This window comes from Corynebacterium sp. HMSC071F07 (genome assembly GCF_001810285.1).
In the GTDB taxonomy this organism is placed as follows: Bacteria; Actinomycetota; Actinomycetes; order Mycobacteriales; family Mycobacteriaceae; genus Corynebacterium; species Corynebacterium simulans.
Map to the genome: position 1 here is coordinate 183,670 of NZ_KV800712.1, position 18,443 is coordinate 202,112.

The window sequence follows — 18,443 nt, forward strand, 5'->3', positions numbered from 1 at the left end:
CCGGCGGTCTCGGCGGCAAGGACCAGGTCCTCGTGGATTCGAGCAAGGACGACTTCACCATCGATACCGTCTTCCCATCACACGCCCACACCAACTGGGCCTTCAGCAAGCCAGGCGTCTACAAGTTCGACGTGACCTACACCGCCACCACCACCGACGGCAAGAAGGTCGAATCTGAGCCACAAGAGCTGCTATTCACCATCGGCGACGAGGCCACCAACAACTGCGCTAAAGACAAGCCAGCACCGAAGCCAGAGCCAAAGCCGCAACCGAAGCCAGAGAAGGAGGGTTCTTCTGCTGAAGGTTCTTCCTTCAACCCGTGGAGCCTGGTGCTCCCGCTCGTGCTGGCGACCATCTTCCAGGCGGCACTGAACTTCATCCACGATCACCGCGCGGAGATTGATTACTGGGTGAAGGGAATCACTGGCCGCTAAATGGGCCCTGACCGTTCCTAAACCGCATTTGTTAATTGCAGAGGACTTAAATAGTTATGGACACACTCTCTCCTATGCCGTCCCGGGTCGTACCTCGGCCTGCGCTTTACCGTCGCACGCTGGGCTGGTTGTTTACGGCGATGCTCGTAGTCTTTTCGATGCCGCTTGCTGCGGCGCAGGCCCAAGAGACGGAATTTGATTCCGGTCACGTCGACGCCTTCTACGTCACTGCGCCGGATGGCCAGCTTTCGCTGTCGATGAAGGAAGACATCACCGGCTCAGAGGTCGAGCGGCCCGGCGATGACGTAGTGTTGCGGGTCAACGAAAACGCGTGGTCTGATGCCACCGAGAGCGTGGACGGCATCGGCACGCCCACGTACTTTCTGCCGCAGACCCAGAAGTCGGACATCATCTGGCCAGGCTGGGATACCCAGAAGGCACAGCAAGCAGGCTACAAGGACGTTGACTTCAACTTCGTGGATGTTAGTGGGCCTGGTGCGGTCTACATCTTCGAGACAACGGGCTTCGGTGACATTGAATCTGTTACTGACTCCGGTGACTTGGAGCTGCGCAGCGGCGAGGTCATCAATCAGCCCTACCCTGCTCATCGCCACGTCAACTGGGCGTTTAGCGAGCCAGGAACTTACACGATGACTGTGCAGGCTTCTTCTAATGGCGATACCAGTAACAAGGTCACCTACACCTGGTCCGTAGGTGATGGTGAAGCCGCAGGCGAAGAAGATGGAGAATACGTTGAAGACGAGGACTTCGACGACGTCGAAGGCGAATCCGATTCCACTGATTCGGATGCCGAGTCCGACGGGCATTCTGCTCCGGCAGGTTCCCTGTCTTCTGCTGGTGGAGCACTAAGCAGTGCCAATGCAAGCGGCAATCGTGCGGCCTCAGGTAATCACTCTTCGGACGCAAAGTCTTCGGGCAAGCCCGGCCGCGAAAAGTCGCGCAAGCATGTGCGTCGGGGCCACAAGTCGCACTCGGGTGCGCAGGAAGATGGCTCGGATGTGGCTTTGCAATCGGCGGGCGACGACTTCGTTGAAGCCCCCAACTACCTGCCGTGGGGCTTGGGGTTGCTCGGCGTTGGCATGTTGATGCTGGGCCTTGGTGTTATGCGCTGGGTGCTGGCGAAGGTTCAGGACTAATGCTGCACCGAAACAATCGTTGGGCTGTCGCGTCGTCGCTAAGCGCCGTGGCTCTCATAGCCGGCTGCGCGGCCCCAAGTGATGGGCAGGCGCCGGAGGGTCTGAATGTCGTGGCGACAACGCCGATTCTCGCGGACGTCGTTAGCCACGTTGCAGGCGAAGACGCCAACGTCACCGCCCTTATCCCTGCAGGTAAAGACCCGCATACCTTTGAGCCTTCGCTGCGCACCATCCGTAACGCGGCGAACGCAGACGTCGCGTTCGCAAACGGCTATCTGCTTGAGCCGCAAGGGCTCATGGATACCTTGCGGGAGACCACGCATGTCCCGGTCATCGAGGTCGCAGACCAGGCTTCCACCCGCGGCGCCAAGCTCGTTCCGCTCGTGGAAAACACTGCCCTCGATACCGTGTGGCTGGGACTGCGCATCCAGGATGCCCCGGCCAACTCGCACGCGGTGGAGCTCAGCATGGTCTCTGCCGAGGGTCCCGGTGACGTGGCAGCTTACGTGGTATCCACCTTCGGTACGCCGGAGGTGCTGTTCAACAGCGCGGACGGTATCAACGATCATGAGGACACCGCCCGCTTGCCCGCTAACGCGCACACGCATGTCTCGTGGGGCTTTTCCAAACCCGGTATCTATCGCATTGGGTTTAAGGCCCACTCTGAAGACGGCGCTACCGCGGTGCAAAATATCACCGTCGCCGTGGGCGTTAATCCCCCAGAAGAAATGCGCACACACGATGAGGGGCACGTGGACATCACCGCGAATATCGCAGCGGGGTCCATTGATCTGCAGGATAACGGCGCCCACTTCGATCCCAACACCACTGCGGTGGCTTTGCCTTCTTCAACGTTGCAGCCGATTCCGCCGAATCCGGCGTATCGCTTCTTGGGCCGTCCGGGCAGCGAGACCTATCTCCTGCCCCAAGCCGTGCTGGGCAAGCACATCCATGGCGAGGTTGACCCACACCTGTGGCACAACGTCGACAATGTCATCGCAGAAACCGAGGTGGTGGCCGATAACCTCGCGCTGGCAGACCCCACCCATGGTGCGGCCTACCGCGAGCGCGCGGCGTCGTATATCAAGCAGCTGAAGGAGACCGACGCTTTCGTGGCCGAGCAAATAGCCTCCATCCCGCAGGCCCAGCGCCATCTGGTCACGCCGCATCACGGCTATGCCTACCTGGACCAGGGCTACGGCATGCACGTCGCAGGCTTTATCACCCCGAATCCTGCCATCGAGCCCTCCCCGCGCGATGTCATTGCGCTGCGCAGGACGTTGGAGAACCTGCACCTACCGGCCGTTTTTGTAGAGCCAACACAACAAGCAAGCACAGCAACGCTCACCGAGGCAGCCGCGCAACAAGGAATCCGCGTCTGCACCATCTACGGCGACACGTTGGATGAAAAGGCTCCGACGTACATCGACATGATGCGCACCAATGCGCAGACGCTCCACCGCTGCCTTAACCCTTCGCCCTAACCAGTCACACCTAAAGAAAATCTCTGAGAAACAAGGAATCCACAAATGAATTCAACTTCCGCGAAAGCCACTGGGCCGCTAAGCCGCATCCTCGCGAGCGTGTCGGTGGTCTATGCGTGCTTGGCCGTTCTCGTTGCGGTCTTGGTAACCGCCGCCATCCCGGCGCCTAGTGCATGGGCCGGTGACCTCGCCCAGGTGGTCAAAGACGACGAGGAATTCGCCCCGGCAGGCACCGAGGCAATCATCGACCATGGCCACGTGGACGTCGGCGCGCAGTTTACAGGCGAAGGCGCGCATTTCCTCGCCCGCGACGATTCCGCAGCCACGCCCGTATGGCGCGAGCTTGACGACGTCGTGTTCAAAGTAGGCGACGAAGCCCAACTCGCGCTCCCAGACGATGAGCAATTCGGCTTCGTCGGCGGCAATGCTGGCGAGAACGTCTGGGTCATCCCGCAGACGGAGCAAGCAGGCGTTCCCTGGGTGGGCTGGAATACCCAGGCACCCTCGCTTATCGATGCCGCCGACCGCGGCGTGAACATGGAGTTCCTCGGTCACACCGGCCCGGGCGAGTTTTCGCTCTTCCTCCAAAATGGCGGCTTCGAAGCACCCCAGGTGCTCTGGTCCACCGCTAAGAACCAGCGCGAGGATTTCTGGGTAGACCTCAACACCCACACCCACGCCAACTGGGTTTTCACTGAGCCGGGCATCCACCAGGTGGGTATCCGCCTTAAGGGAAAGACCAAAAATGGAGAAGACTTCAGCACCGACGGCATTTTGACCTTCGCGGTTGGAGCAGAGACCGACGTGACTGAGGCCAACGCCACCGAGTGGGATCCAGAGGCTGCTCAAGAAGGATCCTCTTCCTCCATCGCTGGATGGATTTGGGTATTGCTCGGAGTCGGCGCAGTCGTGCTTATTGTCTCGGCTTTCCTTCTTATTTTTGCAGCGCGCAAGAAAGGCAAGCATGCCGACCAAGACTAAGGAAGCACTGATAGATCTAGAACACGTGCGCGTGACTTTGAGCGGGCGCCGCGTTATCAACGATGCATCGCTGCGCGTATACCCTGGCGAATTCATCGGTCTTTTGGGCCCCAACGGCGCCGGCAAGACGACGTTGATGCGCTCAATCCTGGGCTTGGTTCCTGCCAGCGGGCACATTCAGTGCGCGGCGTCGGTGGGTTATGTGCCACAGCGTCACGACGTAGAGTGGGACTTTCCCATCAACGTCTATCAGGCGGCGTTGAACGGACGCACGGGATTGATTGGGTGGTTCCGCAGGCCCCGCGCCAAAGACCACGCAGCGACCAAGCGCGCGCTGGAGCTGACGAACCTCACGCACTTGGCAAAGCGGCCCATCGCTGAGCTTTCCGGTGGCCAACGCCAGCGCGTGCTCATCGCGCGCGCTTTAGCCACAAATCCGCAGGTGCTCCTGCTTGATGAGCCTTTCACGGGTCTCGATGCCCCCAATACGGAAGCATTGCTCTACCTTTTCGACGAGCTCTGCGCAGGTGGCACGAGCATCATCATGTCCACGCACAATCTGGCGGAGGCTGCGCACACGTGCCAGCGCTTAGTGCTATTCAATAAGGAAATCACTGCGGATGGCCCTGCTGAGCAAGTGCTTGGCGACGCCGCCGCCTGGACCGCCGCCTTCGGCGTCAGCACCGATTCCCCGCTCCTTTCCGCGATTGGGGTGGCCGCATGATCGAGGTCTCCCTGTTTGATTTCTTTAGCGATCTGGCTAACCCGCAGCTAGACTTCCTCGCTCGCGCGGTGGGTATCTCGATGCTGTCTGCGGTGGTCTGTGCCGTGGTGGGCTGCTACGTGGTGCTGCGCGGTATGGCTTTCATCGGCGATGCTGTCTCCCACGCGGTGTTCCCAGGCCTGGCGGTTGCTTTTGCCCTGCAGGGATCCATCCTGCTGGGTGGGGCGGTTGCCGGCACGGTCGTAGCATTGCTCATCGCTTGCTTTTCGCAGCGCCGCAGCGTGCGCGCCGACTCCGTCATCGGAATCTTCTTTGCGGCTTCCTTTGCCCTCGGCATGGTGATCATCTCTCGGACTGAGGGCTACACCGCATCGCTGACGAGCTTTCTCTTCGGCACCTTGACCGGCGTATCGAAAGCGGATCTCTACACCGCCGCTGCAGTCACCGTGATCATCGTGGGCCTCATCGCATTGCTTAGCCCACAACTTACGGCCAACTGCCTGGACAAAGAAACGGCACGCGCGATGGGCCTTCCCGTCTTCGCCCTCGACATCGTGCTCTACCTCTGCGTAACCGGCGCGGTGGTCATCTCGGTGGGAACCATCGGCAACATCCTGGTGCTGGCACTGCTTATCACTCCCGCGGCTACTGCCCGCCTGCTAACCAACTCGCTGGGCACGATGATGCTCACCTCCAGTGCCATAGGCATCTTCGCGAGCTTCACCGGCATCTACTTGGCGTGGGCCATCGACCTACCGGCGGGCGCCACCATCGTGCTCGTGCTTACCACCCTCTTCCTTGCGGCATGGGCAATCTCCCCGATTCTTCAGAAGAAGACTTCCGAATCCAAGACCAACTCATAGAGAGGACTACCCCACATGATTTTCTCGCACTCCCGCGTACCACGCACCGTCGTCGCCCTCGGCGCTGCGACTTTCCTAGGCCTTTCCGCACCACAGGCTTTCGCGGAGGATACCTGCGCCGTGGCGGATAGCTACCACATCGAAAAAGGCCACCAGGATGTCGCAGTGCGCGACGACGACGGCCCGCTGCGCTTTACCGTGGACGACGACAGCTCCGGTGAGCACGTCGAGCGTGACTCCCGCGATTTCGTCGTGGTAGTCGATGACAACATGACGGGCTCTCTCGACGAGCTAGGCTTCCCCGGCATTTCTGGCGATGCATGGCTGCTTCCCCAAGACCAAGACCATGACCGCCCGTGGTTCGGTTTCTCGCTGCTGCACCTTTCGAACATGACTGAGGATGAAACCGCTCAGCTATCCATGGAGCTTCACGACGCACCTGAGGGCGGCCGCGTCCTCGCTTGGCAAACCGGCGACTTGAGCGACTCAGAGCTCAAACTCGATAGCGAAGACCCGAGCATGACATGGGATTACCCACGCTCCCATACCCACGTCAATTTCGGCTTCACCCAGCCGGGCGCCTACGCCGTCACTTTTACCTTCACCCTCCCGGACGGCTCCGAGCACTCACTCGACGCCCCGTTCCTCGTGGGCAATTCAACCGATGATTCAGAGCTCTGTGAGCTCGATTGGGGCGGCAGCTCCGCAGGCAACTCTGGCCCAAAGAGCAAGGCTGGACAGTTGACCACTGACATCAACGATACCGCAAAGGCCATCGGCACCCTCGACAAGGCCCTCGATAAGACCCTCGACGAGGCCGACAAGATGGTTGCCACGGAGGCGCCTAAAGCCAAGTCTGACAAGAGCAAGAACGAAAGCAAGAACAAGACCGAGCAAAAAGACAAAGACAAGGTCAAGGACAAGAACAAGGACAAGTCCAAGGCCAAGGACACCACCAAGGCCCAAACCGAAAAGAAGGCTGCTAACCCACAGCCACAATCGACGCCAGGCGGCACGGTTATGGGCAGCAAGCCAGCAGTCCGCTCGGCTAATACGGCAGGACCCACTAACACAGGAACCAAGTCAGCACCATCGAAGTCCGAACAAAAGGAAACAGAGAAAAAGAAGAAGGCGTCGGCAAGCGCACACCGCCCCGGACATGGAAATAGCCTTGCCGCCGAAGACGGACAAGGCTATGTAGAAACGGATGCACAAGAATTAAGCTATGGCGTCCCGATGCTCAACTTCTGGGCCGGCGTTCTCTCCGGTATCGGTGCATTCGCATTGCTTTTGGGCACCGGTTTGTTTATTTGGGCTCAGTTCTTCCGAAAGCCAAAGCGCAATCAGGCACAGGAACTAGGCCAAACCCAGCAGATCCTTTAGTTACTTGCGCTTATCAGAAAGGAAGTTCCACACCTCGTTAGAAGTGTCCGGCTCGTACCACCAGGTGTGGTCGCCCTTGACCTTGAGGAGCTCAACGTTCTTCAGGCAGTTGTTAAAGCGCAGGCGCTCAGCCATTGGGCCGTTCTGCTCAGCCTGGAAAGTCATGTCACAACGGTTGCGTTTGAGGTAACCGCCGAGAACCTCACGAACCGGTAGGTAGCCGGCCTCGTGACGGGTGCCGCCCTCGTACTGCATTATGCGGTCATTCACTCCGTGCATGATGAGGGTGTGCATCGGGGCGTCAACGCAGTTCTGCTCGACTGGATTGTAGAAAGCGCCGGAGACTGTTGCCACAGCAGCGAAGGTCTCCTGCGCGTGGCAGCCCAGAACAGAGGTAAAGCCGCCGCCATTGGACATTCCCATCGCATAAACGCGGGAGCGGTCAACGCGGTAATCCTTGTCGACGTCGTCCAAGATGCGCTGAATGAAGCGAATATCCTCGCCGTCGTGAGTCTTTGCATACGGCGCAGCCTCCCAAGCGCGCTCGAAGCCCTCAGGGTAAACGATGATCGCTTCCTTAGTGGCGCCAGTATTTCCCATGCGGTTGTAGCCGGAGAAGTTCTCTGGGGAATCCTCCCAACCGCCGAAGCCGTAGAGTACCGGTGCTGCCACGTCTGGGTTGTAGTTGTTCGGAATCCGCAGCAGGTAGCGGCGAGTCTTGCCCTCGTGCTCCATGTTGATAGAACGCATCTGGCCGTTTGGAATCGGCTGAATTGGGTTCACGGTCGGGTCCGCTGGGACTACCGGCTCGGCTGGTGCGGCAGGATTGACATTTTCTGGCGGCAGCTGCGGCTGAGTTGCCGGCTCAGGCGATACCGCCGGGGTCGATTCCTTAACGCCTTCAGGAATCAGATGAGAGCCATCAGCCGTAGGAGCAGGTGCAGGTGCAGGTGCTGATACCGGGGCTGGCGCAGAAGCAGGAGCGGGGGCTGGAGCTGGTGCAGGGGCCGGAACGGGTGCTGGAGCTGGTGCCGGAGCAGGCGCTTCCTGAGCGGCGGCGAAACCAGGCGCGCTGACGACGATGGCCGCGGCGGCGAGGGATACCGCTGAGCGTTTAAGCTTATTCATCCAGTTTTGAGGGCTAAGCACCTGGACTCCTTTGGTAGGGAAAAGATCGCTGTTGACACAGTAATCACCCTTTTCACACAGACCTCATTCAACACACGGGATTCTGTCAAATTTCTCCAAGGAAGTATGCTTGATCCTCATGCACGAGAACAAACCAGCCACCGCACCTGACTTTTTGCTCTCCCGAGCCACGGGATCGGTACGCACACAGGGTTCTCAACGCACCTTCACTGACGTCGAGGAAGCAATAGGCGCACTCCGCGATAAGTCTGCAGAAATGATTGTCGGCGCACTGCCATTCAACACAGACGAGCCAGCCGCACTCACCGAGCCGAAATCTATTATTCGCGAGGACGGCCCGCTCGAGCCGCCAGCCTATTACCGCCAAGGAAAACTCAACGCACGAGTTACTGGATTCGACCCGGAACCCGAGGAGCACCTGCGCCGCGTCGACGCCGCAATCGCTACAATTCAAACTTCCAAGCTTGACAAGGTGGTTTTAGCGCGGGCCGTCGATATCGAATTCACTGAAGCCGTAGACCCACGTTTGGTAGCTGCGCGCCTTATTGATCTCTCCACGAACCATGACGGCTTCATCGCCGATCTCACCCCGGCGGGCCGTGAGGGCGCCACGCTGGTCGGCGCCTCCCCAGAGGTTCTAGTCAAGAAACAAGGCTCGACTGTCACCGCTTTCCCGCTAGCAGGCTCTGCGCCACGCCAAGCTGACAAAGCCCGCGACCATCTTGCGGGACAGGACCTGCTACGTTCAGCAAAAGATCTCCACGAACACTCCTTTGTGGTCGATCACCTGCGCCGCATCCTCAGTCCGCTGTGCACCACTCTCGATGCACCGAGCACCCCGGAACTGATCAACACCAATGAGATGTGGCACTTGGGCACGCCTATCGCCGGCACCTTGAAGGAACCCGAGCTGACCGCACTGGAGCTTGCCATGCTGGTTCACCCCACCCCGGCAATCTGTGGCACGCCCACCGAGGCCGCCCAGGCACTCATCGAAACCGCAGAAACCGATCGCGGCTTCTACGCGGGCACCGTGGGTTGGTGCGACAACAACGGCGACGGCGAGTACATGGTCGCCATCCGTTGCGCCGAAGTAGCCGGCAACGGCCTTAGCGCCCGCGCGTGGGCCGGCGGCGGAATTGTCGAGTCCTCTAATTCGCAGGAGGAACTGGCTGAGACCACCGCAAAGCTACGCACCATTCTGCGGGCGTTGGGCCTTTAAAACCACGTCCGCGTTGTGAGTAATGCTCCTCGAATTCCTCGCGAGTAGGCAACGAAGGCTTTAAGTTTTAAGCCTTTTCAATCGGGTTCTTAAGCGTGCCAAGTCCCGGAATCTCGATTTCAATCGTATCGCCAGGGAACATCGGTGCGGTACCTGCCGGAGATCCGGTTGTGATGACATCACCAGGCAGCAGCGTATAGGAGGCGGAGATTTCCTCGAGAATTCCGCCCATCTTCACAATCATCTGGTCAGTGTTGGAGTCCTGCTTCTGCTCGCGCTTACCATCGTGAGTCAGGTATGCATTGATCTTCTGATCATCCAGATTCAATGAGTCCAAGTCGGTTTCAATCCATGGACCCAGCGGGCAGAAGGTATCGATGCCCTTCGCACGCGCCCATTGACCATCCTTGAACTGCAGATCGCGGGAAGAGACGTCATTGCAGATGACGTAGCCCAAGACGTGATCCTTCCAGTTCTCAGCCTTGATATTCTTCGAAACCTTGGAGATCACAACGGCCAACTCGCCCTCAAACTCCACCTTGGTGGCAAAGTCCGGGATCTTGATTGGCACGTTCGGGCCGACGACTGCGGTGGAAGGCTTGATGAAAATTGTCGGCGGGAGGTGCTCGGCGGACTCGTTGAAGACCTCCGCAACATGGTCTGCATAATTTCGGCCAAGCGCTACAACCTTGGTTGGCAGGGTCGGAGCTAGCAGGCGAACTTCGCTCAGCTTCCACTCGCGGCCAGTCGGTTCTGGAGTGGTAAACGGAGTACCGGCAATCTCCTTTGCCGTTAGTTCCTCGAGTGGGGCATCCTTCGGCCCGTCAATGATGGCAAAGCAGATTCCTTCTGGGTGAGCTATTCGTCCTAAACGCATAACGGCCATGCTACCAATTTGCGTTCTTCACTCGTTAGCTAAGGGTGCATGTAAATTCTTTTCACACCCGAGCTTAGGCTAGCACGGCCGCAATCCTGTCGCCGACTTCTGCGGTATGGATCGTTTCATTGCCCCGCTTGGCGACGTCGCCTTCCACAGCGGCTTCAATCCGCACCGCATTTGCATCGTCTCCGAGATGCCGCAGGAGCATCGCCGCCGACAAAATGGCCGCAGTCGGGTCGGCGATCCCCTTACCCGCAATGTCCGGCGCCGAGCCATGCACCGGTTCAAACATGGAAGGATTCACGCCTGAGGCGTCGATGTTTCCAGAGGCTGCGAGCCCGATACCGCCCGTGATGGCACCGGCCAAATCCGTAAGGATATCGCCGAAGAGGTTATCGGTAACAATGACGTCATAGCGCGAAGGATCCGTCACCATAAAAATGGTCGCAGCATCGATGTGTTGATAATCCACGGTTACGTCGGGATACTCCGCGGATAACTCGTCGACGGTGCGCTGCCACAGCCCACCCGCGTTGACCAAGACGTTGGTCTTGTGCACCAGAGTCAAATGCTTACGGCGGCTCGCCGCCCGCTCGAATGCGTCACGCACAACGCGCTCGACACCAAAGCGGGTGTTTTGGGAAACCTCCGAAGCCACCTCATATTTGGTGCCTTCCCGCAAAGTTCCACCGTTGCCGCAATAGAGACCTTCGGTACCCTCGCGGACCACCACGAAGTCAATCTCTCCCGGGTTTGCCAAAGGCGAGGTTGCCGTGGGATGGAGCTTGGCAGGGCGCAGATTGACGTGATGGTCAAGCTCGAAGCGCAGCTTTAACAGCAGGCCCCGCTCCAAGATGCCGGGCGCAACCTTATCGGGCGCGCCGATGGCACCGAGCAAAATCGCATCATGCTCACGCAGCGACTCAAGGTCGGCAGCAGTGAGAAGCTCGCCATTGCGCAGGTAACGGCGGCTACCGAGGTCAAATTCGGTCACCTCGATATCGTCACGCACGGCACGCAACACCTTGAGCGCTTCCGCAGTGACCTCTGACCCGATGCCGTCTCCACCAATAACCGCCAGTTTCATGATGCGGGATTCCTTTCTCACATAATGGATATGGGAATCAGGTTAGCAGACCCTTCAACGCTATTTCTCGAATTTCCGCCTCCCTCTTTAAGCGTCGAGATCCAGCTGCACGCACTCCGCACCGAGAGCCGCCTTAATGTCATCAACCATCTCGTCTGGCACCTCTTGCTCGACGCGAAGAATGAGAACGGCGTCGCTTGGCGTCTTGCCCTGCGTCAGTGCAGCCGCCACGATGTTGATCCCGGCGGCCCCCAGCTTGGTGCCCACCGTGCCGAGCGCACCGGGGGCGTCATCGTAGCTAAAGAAGAGGTTGCGGCCCGTTGCCCGCATGTCGACGCCACGAGCATTGATGCGGATGATCTTCTCCACGCCGTCGATGCCCGTGATGGCGCCGGTCAGCTGGGAGGTCGAGCCATCCGCGCCAATCACCATCACCACGAGCGAGGAACGCTGCCCCTTCGATTCAGCCTGGGTCCGCACGTCCACCTCGACACCGCGCGCATGTGCAATCTGCATGGCGTTGACAAAGGTCACAGGCTCGTCGACGACGCCACTGAACAAGCCGCGCACAGCCGAAAGGCCCAGCGCCGAGACGTCCTCGTTAGCGAGTTCGCCGCGCGCCTCTACCTCGATGGCAACCGGTGCCTGGCCCAGCAACTTTCCTGCGGCAAGCCCCAGCTTTCGTGCGAGATCCAGCCAACCGGCCACTTCCTCGCCCACGTGTCCCGCGGACACGTTAACTGCATCGGCAACGAATTCGCCCGAAAGCGCCTTTAGAACAGAGGCCGCCACATCCGTACCTGCACGGTCTTGCGCTTCCACCGTCGAGGCGCCTAGGTGCGGCGAAGCGGTCACCTGCGGCAGCTGAAATAATGGCGAATCAGTGCACGGCTCGGTTTCGAATACATCGAATCCTGCTCCCCTATGCCTGCCCGCCTTAATGGATTCCGCCAGCGCAGCCTCATCCACAAGACCACCGCGTGCGGCGTTGATAAGGATTTGGCCCTCCTTCGCCTTAGCAAGCAGCTCCGCGTCGAACATCCCCGCGGTTTCCTTCGTCTTAGGCAGGTGAATGGTTACGAAGTCAGCGCGGCGCATAAGCTCCTCAAGCTCCACGAGCTCGACTCCCAGAGCGGCAGCACGCGCTGGATTGGCATAAGGATCATGGGCGATGATGGTGGTTTCAAAGGCCTTCAAGCGCTGGGCAAACAGTTGGCCAATGTGGCCAAAGCCAACGATTCCGACGGTCTTGCCGTAGATTTCCACGCCCTTGAACGAGGAGCGCTTCCATTCGCCGTCGCGCAAGGACTTATCGGCTGCAGGAATTTGCCGGGCGGTAGCAAGCAGCAGGGCAATCGCCTGCTCGCAGGCACTGTGAATATTGCTGGTTGGCGCGTTGACCACCATGACGCCACGCTCGGTGGCAGCAGGGATATCAACGTTGTCGAGCCCCACGCCCGCACGCCCGACAATCTTGAGGCGCCGAGCTGCGGCGAGCACTTCGGCGTCGACTTGCGTGGCGGAACGCACGAGCAAGGCATCCGCTTCCGGCACCGCAGCGAGCAGCTCGGCGCGGTTTGGCCCATCGACCCAGCGGACTTCCACCCCGTCTCCCAATGCTGCAACGGTGGACTGGGCAAGCTTATCGGCGATTAATACGACCGGCTTCGACATGACTTCCTTAGTTAGGTTGTATTGGGCAAACGCATGAACCGTGTATACGTTGCAAGGAAGTGTAGTTTATCCCTGCCAGCCTTGAGCGATTTTTTCGCTAAATTCTTTCGGTTGACCGAATTCGGGGCCGAGGGCCACTACTGGCCCGTTTTCGAGACCGATAACCATGGCCGCGCCCACCTTGGTTGCCGTGGGATCCGGGTCCGGCATCATCAGAATGGTGCCGCCATATGCGTTGGCGTTGGCAACATTGACCAGCGGAGTCTGCGCCGTGGCAACGATGTTCGGCGCCATCTGCCCGTCCCTGCGGGTCTGGCCAGGAATAGCCGGCATCTTCTCGTGGGTTATCTCCTGCGGCAGCGGCTGCCATGCTGCCTTCAGCTCGAAGCGGTCGTTTGCATCCAGTCTCGCTACTTCCTCGACCATGCGTGCAGGATTCGCGATCACCTTCGAGGTAAAAGAATAGGCTGTGTATTCTCCCAGCGCCTTAGTGTTTCCCGGGTCATGGACAAATTGATGTTCGTGCTCATGGCCCGGATGGAAAGTATCGGCGAAGGGAACATCTCCCACAGTCACCACGAGGCCCGCACCGATGTCGTCGACCAAGCGCAGAATCTCGCTGCGGTTGGAATCGTCGTAGACCACCATCGGCGCACGCTGCGCGATAGCAATTGATGCCGCGCGCAGTTTTGCCGCGTCGGAATTTTCCGCCACGAACAAGGTATGCGACTTATTAAAGAAAAGCCGCGCTGATTCAATACCCCATTCGTCCTGAACCACCGTCACTTTATCGACGAATTTCGGGTCAATAAGCTGGTTCGTATTCTCCGCATGTGCACGCATCAAATCGATGTCTTCTTCTGACATCTCCGCCAACGCAGGCGTGACGAGCTTTTCCCCACGCCCTATGTCAGAGCATGCATAAAGCGTGGGAAGCATAAGCGCGGTTAACGACGCCGCGAGAACCTTCTTAACGCCCAAAAGCTCGCGGGCCTTCTTCACCGCCAGAGAGGTTTGCTTCATCAACGTCGCGGATTACCTCCTTGTCGAGCGCATATTCAACGATGCCGACGAAGCGTTCACGTCGATCCACGAAGAATTGCTCGGCCTTGGTCGAACGGAAAAGGTCGATGTTGAGCTCGTGCGAGGAAAGTACGGCGTCGAACTCGGCATCTTCCATGATCGACTTGGACTGTACACGCGGCAGGTAGCGCTCCGGCGCATAGCCATCCAGAACCACCTCGGTGCGCTTGCCCATCGGCGTGCGGTTCAAAACGGAGTTGGCAAGAACGTCACTGATGCCATGGCGCTTGCACCAGTTCAGCGGGAAGACCGGATAAAAGCCCGGCTTGAGCTCCTCGAAAGTCTTGCGGCTAAATTCGGTACCCGTGCGCCAATCGCGTGCACCGCGGGCCATGAGCAGCGCATAGAGACCGTGCCAGACTCCGTCGTGCTCACCCACCGAAAGCAGGCGGGACTCGCGGAAGGAAGCATCTTTCACGGTCTTCGGCATCTCCTCGGTATCGCCAGCAACCCAGGCGGTGACCTCGTCGACGTCGCGTGCCGCGCGCAGCATAACTGCTGAGGAGCCATAAAGCTCACCAAATACGCCACTCCAGAACCAACGGTTCAAACGGTCCCAGGACTTCTTATCCGCCAAGACGCCACGACGACCGGCCAGGCGAGCCAGAATCACGGCCAACGGAATGATCTGCTCGTTATAAGGCACCTGCTCCAGGCTCAAGATGCAGCGATCCGCCAAGAACTCTGCGACCTCGCGGAAGGTGATGCGCAATGTTGCCGAGGCATTCTTATACTCGTCCAGTGACAGCTGCAGTATATCCTCACGCTGCCCGCCGGCTGCTCCCTTCTGCCCGGAAACATATAGCGAGACCGCAGAAAGAAACTCGGTGCGCCCGATTCCGTCAAGCGCCGCGCACTTGCGCAGATCGGCCTCGACCAGCGCCCAATCATCCGCCAAATGGAACTTTGGATCCTCGGAGGCAAAGACTGCGGTGAGCAAATCGAATACGTCCATCTGCAGGCCGGCGGAGTTTGCCTGCGCAAAGATTGAGCCAATGCCCGCCTGCGCTGTCTCGCGGGAAAGACGAATCATCGGCACGTTATAGCCAGAAAGCGGACGCAGGATGCGGTTGTTAAAGGCCGCGACAACCTCGCGATTGACGCCGTCGCCGACTGCGGCCAGCTCGAAGAGCATGCTGGTGCCCTCTTCGCTCAGCAGCGCCGATACCGGAATGCAGCAAGCACTTAGCGCAGATTCACGGTCCACGATGGTGCCTTCAATAGCCGGCGCAAAGTGGGAGCAAACCTCACCGCGTTCATCGACGGCGAAGACAGCTTCATCCGGCATAACTTCATGCGAGATGGCCTTGCGCAAGTCCAGATAGAAGGTGCGGGTGACCTTCTTCGAACGGAAGTCGGTAGTGGCAACCGAGCCGTTGCCGCGGAAGCAATGATAGAGCGTGGTCAGACGCTGTTGACCATCCAACAATAAAAGTCCCGGGTTGACGCCGGTATCGGGAGCGCCCGCAAGCGCCCGGGGCTTAAAGCGCATGGGTTCGTTGCGCGTATCCAGCGCCATGAGCGCGCCTATGGGATATCCACGCAACACCGTAACGATGAGGGAACGGATGCGATCCTCGTCCCAGGAATATGAGCGCTGAAAGTCAGGAAGCTGAATATCGCCGCGGTCAATGCGTGCGAAGAGGTCGTTGAGGTCGTAGCTTGGCGTCGTAAAACCCATAACTTCGACAGTACCCTCGCTCACACGGCATTGCCCGTCCAGAAATATATCTCACATATTCGCAATCATTCAGACATCAAAGCCACACCGATGGCGTTCTAGAACCCGCCCTGCGTCGGCGTCTGCACCCAGCTCATGAGCTCACGCAGCTTCGTACCGGTCTCCTCCACTGGGTGCTGGGCAACCTTGGCGCGCATATCTTCCAGTTCCTTGTTGCCGCCTTCAACGTTCGCGACCAAGCGTCGCACAAAGGTGCCGTTCTGAATGTCAGTCAGCACATCCTTCATGCGTGCCTTCACGGAAGCGTCGATGATGCGAGGACCCGCCAGGAAACCGCCAAACTCAGCCGTATCAGAAATGGAATGATTCATGGCGCTCAGGCCACCTTCGTAAATGAGGTCCACGATGAGCTTGATCTCGTGCAGGACTTCAAAATAAGCCATTTCCGGCTCGTAGCCAGCCTCAGTCAGCGTCTCGAAGCCATACATAATTAACTGCTCGAGGGAGCCACACAGAACCGCCTGCTCGCCGAAGAGATCGGTTTCGGTCTCGGCCTTAAACGTCGTTGGAATGACGCCGGCACGAGCACCGCCAATAGCGGCAGCGTAGGAAAGCGTCAGATCGCGGCCTTCCCCACGCGGGTCCTGCTGCGTTGCAATCAAGCAAGGCACGCCCTTGCCGTCGATAAACTGGCGGCGCACCAGATGGCCCGGCCCCTTCGGCGCAACCATGCCGACCGTGATGGACTCATCCGGCTTGATGAGACCGAAGTGAATATTGAGTCCGTGACCGAAGAAGATCGCGTTGCCAGGCTCCAGGTTGGGTGCAATATCCTCGGCAAAAATCTGCGCTTGCGAGGTATCCGGAGCAAGCAGCATGACGATGTCGGCCCACCTAGCGGCCTCAGCGTTGCTCATGACCTGGAAGCCAGCTTCTTTCGCCTGCACTCGGGATGCGGACTCCTCGCGCAGGCCGATAACAACCTCCACGCCGGAGTCGCGCAGGTTCTGCGCATGCGCATGGCCTTGAGAGCCATAACCAATGACGGCAACTTTTCGATTCTGGATAATGGACAGGTCAGCGTCGGCTTCGTAAAAAGTCTCGATTGCCATTTCTTTAATTCCTTACTGTGTCAATGGTGGGTGTGGAACCTAAGTCCACTTGTACCACACTGTGAGATTGAATGTTCGTGTTGTGAGATTCTTATTTGGAGGGGGCCAGCGTCTTAGGCCCACGCCCCAGCGCCACGTGGCCAGACTGCGCTAGTTCCCGGATACCGAACGGCTCCAAGACGTCGAGCAATGCTCGTAGCTTACCCGGCGTACCGGTTGCCTCGATGACAACTGACTCTTGCGCGACGTCGACTATGCGGGCCCTAAAAATATTCACTGCATCCACAACCTGCGGGCGGTTCGTGTTGTCAGCATTGACCTTCACCAGCATGATCGCGCGGGCGATGCTTGCCTCTTCTTCCAGCTCCACCACCTTGAGAACCGGCACGATCTTATTCAGCTGCTTGGTCACCTGCTCGATAACGACGTCGCAGGCATCGACCACGATGGTAAGCCGGTTAATCCCCTCCACTTCGGTGCGCGCCGAGACGAGGGAAACTAAGCTGTAGCCGCGCCTGGTGAACATACCGGTCACGCGCGAGACTATTCCCTCAATGTCCTGACCAATACCGACAGGGTATGGCGAGTAACTTCATTCGTTGCTACCTGACTCACTTTTCTTCCCCGGCTTTCTCAAACAATGGGCGCAGTCCCCGCGCGTATTCAATTTGTTCATTGGATGCGCCACCGCCAATCATGGGCCACACTTGCGCATCGTGCCCCACGATGAAGTCGATGACCACCGGCCGGTCAGTTATCTCCCGCGCCCTGCGTATGGCAGGTGCCATCTCTTCCGGAGTGGTCACCCGAATCGCTTCGCATCCAAGAGCCTTGGCCAGTTGGACAAAATCCGGCAGATACTCGTCAGGCTCGCGCAGCTTGGTGTGCAAGTAGTTCCGGTCATAGAAAAGGGTCTACCATTGGCGCACCATACCCAGGTTGCCGTTGTTTATGACGGCCACCTTAAATGGCAGCCCCTCGATGGCGGCAGTGACCAATTCCTGGTTGGTCATCTGAAAGCATCCATCACCATCAATTGCCCACACCTCTTTATCTGGACAGGCAGCCTTTGCCCCCAGCGCCGCGGGGACGGAATAGCCCATCGTTCCCGCGCCACCAGAATTCAGCCAGGTACGTGGATGCTCAAAGTCAATAAACTGAGCCGACCACATCTGATGCTGACCAACTCCCGAGCAGTAAATGGCTTCAGGTCCAACAAGTTCGCTGAGTTGCTCAATCACATATTGCGGATTCATCGCCCCATCCGGGGTCGGCTCGTAGCCACGCGGGAACTGCTCGCGCAGCCCCGCCAGATAACTCATCCACTCCCCAATCTCGGGCACGGCTAATTGATCGTCCCGAACGAAAGCCTGCCGCAACTGGATCAGCACCTCTTTAGCATCGCCAACGATGGGTACCTCGGCCGCACGAATCTTGCCTATTTCGGCTGGATCAATATCAGCGTGGATCACCTGCGCACGCGGAGCAAAGGTTGCCACTTCTCCCGTAACTCGATCATCAAAGCGCGC

General features: G+C 58.8%; 15 protein-coding genes and 2 pseudogenes. 8 read left to right on the plus strand and 9 right to left on the minus strand.

Going from position 1 to position 18,443, the window contains the following annotated elements:
- The 7 genes from HMPREF2724_RS12880 to HMPREF2724_RS07695 all read left to right on the plus strand — a co-directional run.
- The coding region (locus HMPREF2724_RS12880) for a choice-of-anchor M domain-containing protein (RefSeq protein ID WP_210386688.1) at nt 1–434 on the plus strand (434 nt) is incomplete at its 5' end.
- Between the two features lie 74 nt (nt 435–508).
- On the plus strand, nt 509–1,591 hold the full coding sequence (locus HMPREF2724_RS07670) for a choice-of-anchor M domain-containing protein (RefSeq protein ID WP_141744850.1): 1,083 nt from the start codon (nt 509–511) through the stop codon (nt 1,589–1,591).
- Nucleotides 1,591–3,075: an anchored repeat ABC transporter, substrate-binding protein gene (locus tag HMPREF2724_RS07675; protein WP_070456125.1), complete on the plus strand. Its 1,485-nt coding sequence runs from the start codon at nt 1,591–1,593 to the stop codon at nt 3,073–3,075. The genes HMPREF2724_RS07670 and HMPREF2724_RS07675 overlap by 1 nt, the downstream gene beginning before the upstream one ends.
- Before the next feature lie 45 nt (nt 3,076–3,120).
- A complete protein-coding gene (locus tag HMPREF2724_RS07680) occupies nt 3,121–4,056 on the plus strand; it encodes a choice-of-anchor M domain-containing protein (RefSeq protein ID WP_082778596.1) in 936 nt (311 codons plus the stop codon).
- Nucleotides 4,040–4,780, plus strand: coding sequence for an anchored repeat-type ABC transporter ATP-binding subunit (locus HMPREF2724_RS07685; RefSeq protein WP_061922149.1), 741 nt, complete (start codon nt 4,040–4,042; stop codon nt 4,778–4,780). Before HMPREF2724_RS07680 ends, HMPREF2724_RS07685 begins: the two co-directional genes overlap by 17 nt.
- Entirely contained in the window at nt 4,777–5,643 is an 867-nt protein-coding gene (locus HMPREF2724_RS07690; protein ID WP_061922147.1) for an anchored repeat-type ABC transporter permease subunit, read from the plus strand. Before HMPREF2724_RS07685 ends, HMPREF2724_RS07690 begins: the two co-directional genes overlap by 4 nt.
- Nucleotides 5,644–5,658: 15 nt before the next feature.
- The gene (locus HMPREF2724_RS07695) at nt 5,659–7,026 is read left to right on the plus strand and encodes a choice-of-anchor M domain-containing protein (protein WP_061922144.1); all 1,368 of its coding nucleotides are present in this window, start codon (nt 5,659–5,661) and stop codon (nt 7,024–7,026) included.
- On the opposite strand, the gene HMPREF2724_RS07700 is transcribed toward HMPREF2724_RS07695, so the two are convergent.
- Nucleotides 7,027–8,175 carry a CE1 family esterase gene (locus tag HMPREF2724_RS07700; RefSeq protein ID WP_235597053.1) on the minus strand — a complete coding sequence of 383 codons (1,149 nt, stop codon included), beginning with the start codon at nt 8,173–8,175 and terminating at the stop codon, nt 7,027–7,029.
- 118 nt (nt 8,176–8,293) lie between these two features.
- Here HMPREF2724_RS07700 and HMPREF2724_RS07705 point away from each other — a divergent pair, with 118 nt between their 5' ends.
- Entirely contained in the window at nt 8,294–9,397 is a 1,104-nt protein-coding gene (locus tag HMPREF2724_RS07705; protein ID WP_061922179.1) for an isochorismate synthase, read from the plus strand.
- 67 nt (nt 9,398–9,464) lie between these two features.
- Here HMPREF2724_RS07705 and HMPREF2724_RS07710 read toward each other — a convergent pair whose 3' ends face one another.
- The 8 genes and pseudogenes from HMPREF2724_RS07710 to HMPREF2724_RS07745 form a co-directional block, all read right to left on the minus strand.
- The gene (locus HMPREF2724_RS07710) at nt 9,465–10,274 is read right to left on the minus strand and encodes a fumarylacetoacetate hydrolase family protein (RefSeq protein ID WP_201040690.1); all 810 of its coding nucleotides are present in this window, start codon (nt 10,272–10,274) and stop codon (nt 9,465–9,467) included.
- Between the two features lie 73 nt (nt 10,275–10,347).
- Nucleotides 10,348–11,364, minus strand: a complete 1,017-nt coding sequence (locus HMPREF2724_RS07715; protein ID WP_070588094.1) for a 3-isopropylmalate dehydrogenase — start codon at nt 11,362–11,364, stop codon at nt 10,348–10,350.
- An 87-nt stretch (nt 11,365–11,451) separates the two neighbouring features.
- Nucleotides 11,452–13,038, minus strand: coding sequence for a phosphoglycerate dehydrogenase (gene serA / locus HMPREF2724_RS07720; RefSeq protein ID WP_061922135.1), 1,587 nt, complete (start codon nt 13,036–13,038; stop codon nt 11,452–11,454).
- 66 nt (nt 13,039–13,104) lie between these two features.
- Nucleotides 13,105–14,061 (minus strand): hypothetical protein, encoded by a 957-nt coding sequence (locus HMPREF2724_RS07725; RefSeq protein WP_070588095.1) that lies wholly within the window; start codon nt 14,059–14,061, stop codon nt 13,105–13,107.
- Nucleotides 14,009–15,802: a GmrSD restriction endonuclease domain-containing protein gene (locus tag HMPREF2724_RS07730; RefSeq protein ID WP_061922129.1), complete on the minus strand. Its 1,794-nt coding sequence runs from the start codon at nt 15,800–15,802 to the stop codon at nt 14,009–14,011. Before HMPREF2724_RS07730 ends, HMPREF2724_RS07725 begins: the two co-directional genes overlap by 53 nt.
- Nucleotides 15,803–15,900: 98 nt before the next feature.
- Nucleotides 15,901–16,914 carry a ketol-acid reductoisomerase gene (gene ilvC, locus HMPREF2724_RS07735; RefSeq protein WP_070588098.1) on the minus strand — a complete coding sequence of 338 codons (1,014 nt, stop codon included), beginning with the start codon at nt 16,912–16,914 and terminating at the stop codon, nt 15,901–15,903.
- A 91-nt stretch (nt 16,915–17,005) separates the two neighbouring features.
- Nucleotides 17,006–17,529: pseudogene (gene ilvN / locus HMPREF2724_RS07740) on the minus strand (acetolactate synthase small subunit).
- A pseudogene (locus tag HMPREF2724_RS07745) lies at nt 17,526–18,443 on the minus strand (thiamine pyrophosphate-dependent enzyme); the annotation flags it as partial. The pseudogenes HMPREF2724_RS07745 and ilvN, both read right to left, overlap by 4 nt.

Coding starts and splice junctions, on each gene's coding strand:
- HMPREF2724_RS07670 (WP_141744850.1), top strand. CDS start 509: ATGCCGTCCCGGGTCGTACCTCGGCCTGCGCTTTACCGTCGCACGCTG.
- HMPREF2724_RS07675 (WP_070456125.1), top strand. CDS start 1,591: ATGCTGCACCGAAACAATCGTTGGGCTGTCGCGTCGTCGCTAAGCGCC.
- HMPREF2724_RS07680 (WP_082778596.1), top strand. CDS start 3,121: ATGAATTCAACTTCCGCGAAAGCCACTGGGCCGCTAAGCCGCATCCTC.
- HMPREF2724_RS07685 (WP_061922149.1), top strand. CDS start 4,040: ATGCCGACCAAGACTAAGGAAGCACTGATAGATCTAGAACACGTGCGC.
- HMPREF2724_RS07690 (WP_061922147.1), top strand. CDS start 4,777: ATGATCGAGGTCTCCCTGTTTGATTTCTTTAGCGATCTGGCTAACCCG.
- HMPREF2724_RS07695 (WP_061922144.1), top strand. CDS start 5,659: ATGATTTTCTCGCACTCCCGCGTACCACGCACCGTCGTCGCCCTCGGC.
- HMPREF2724_RS07705 (WP_061922179.1), top strand. CDS start 8,294: ATGCACGAGAACAAACCAGCCACCGCACCTGACTTTTTGCTCTCCCGA.
- HMPREF2724_RS07710 (WP_201040690.1), bottom strand. CDS start 10,274: ATGCGTTTAGGACGAATAGCTCACCCAGAAGGAATCTGCTTTGCCATC.
- HMPREF2724_RS07715 (WP_070588094.1), bottom strand. CDS start 11,364: ATGAAACTGGCGGTTATTGGTGGAGACGGCATCGGGTCAGAGGTCACT.
- serA (WP_061922135.1), bottom strand. CDS start 13,038: ATGTCGAAGCCGGTCGTATTAATCGCCGATAAGCTTGCCCAGTCCACC.
- HMPREF2724_RS07725 (WP_070588095.1), bottom strand. CDS start 14,061: ATGAAGCAAACCTCTCTGGCGGTGAAGAAGGCCCGCGAGCTTTTGGGC.
- HMPREF2724_RS07730 (WP_061922129.1), bottom strand. CDS start 15,802: ATGGGTTTTACGACGCCAAGCTACGACCTCAACGACCTCTTCGCACGC.
- ilvC (WP_070588098.1), bottom strand. CDS start 16,914: ATGGCAATCGAGACTTTTTACGAAGCCGACGCTGACCTGTCCATTATC.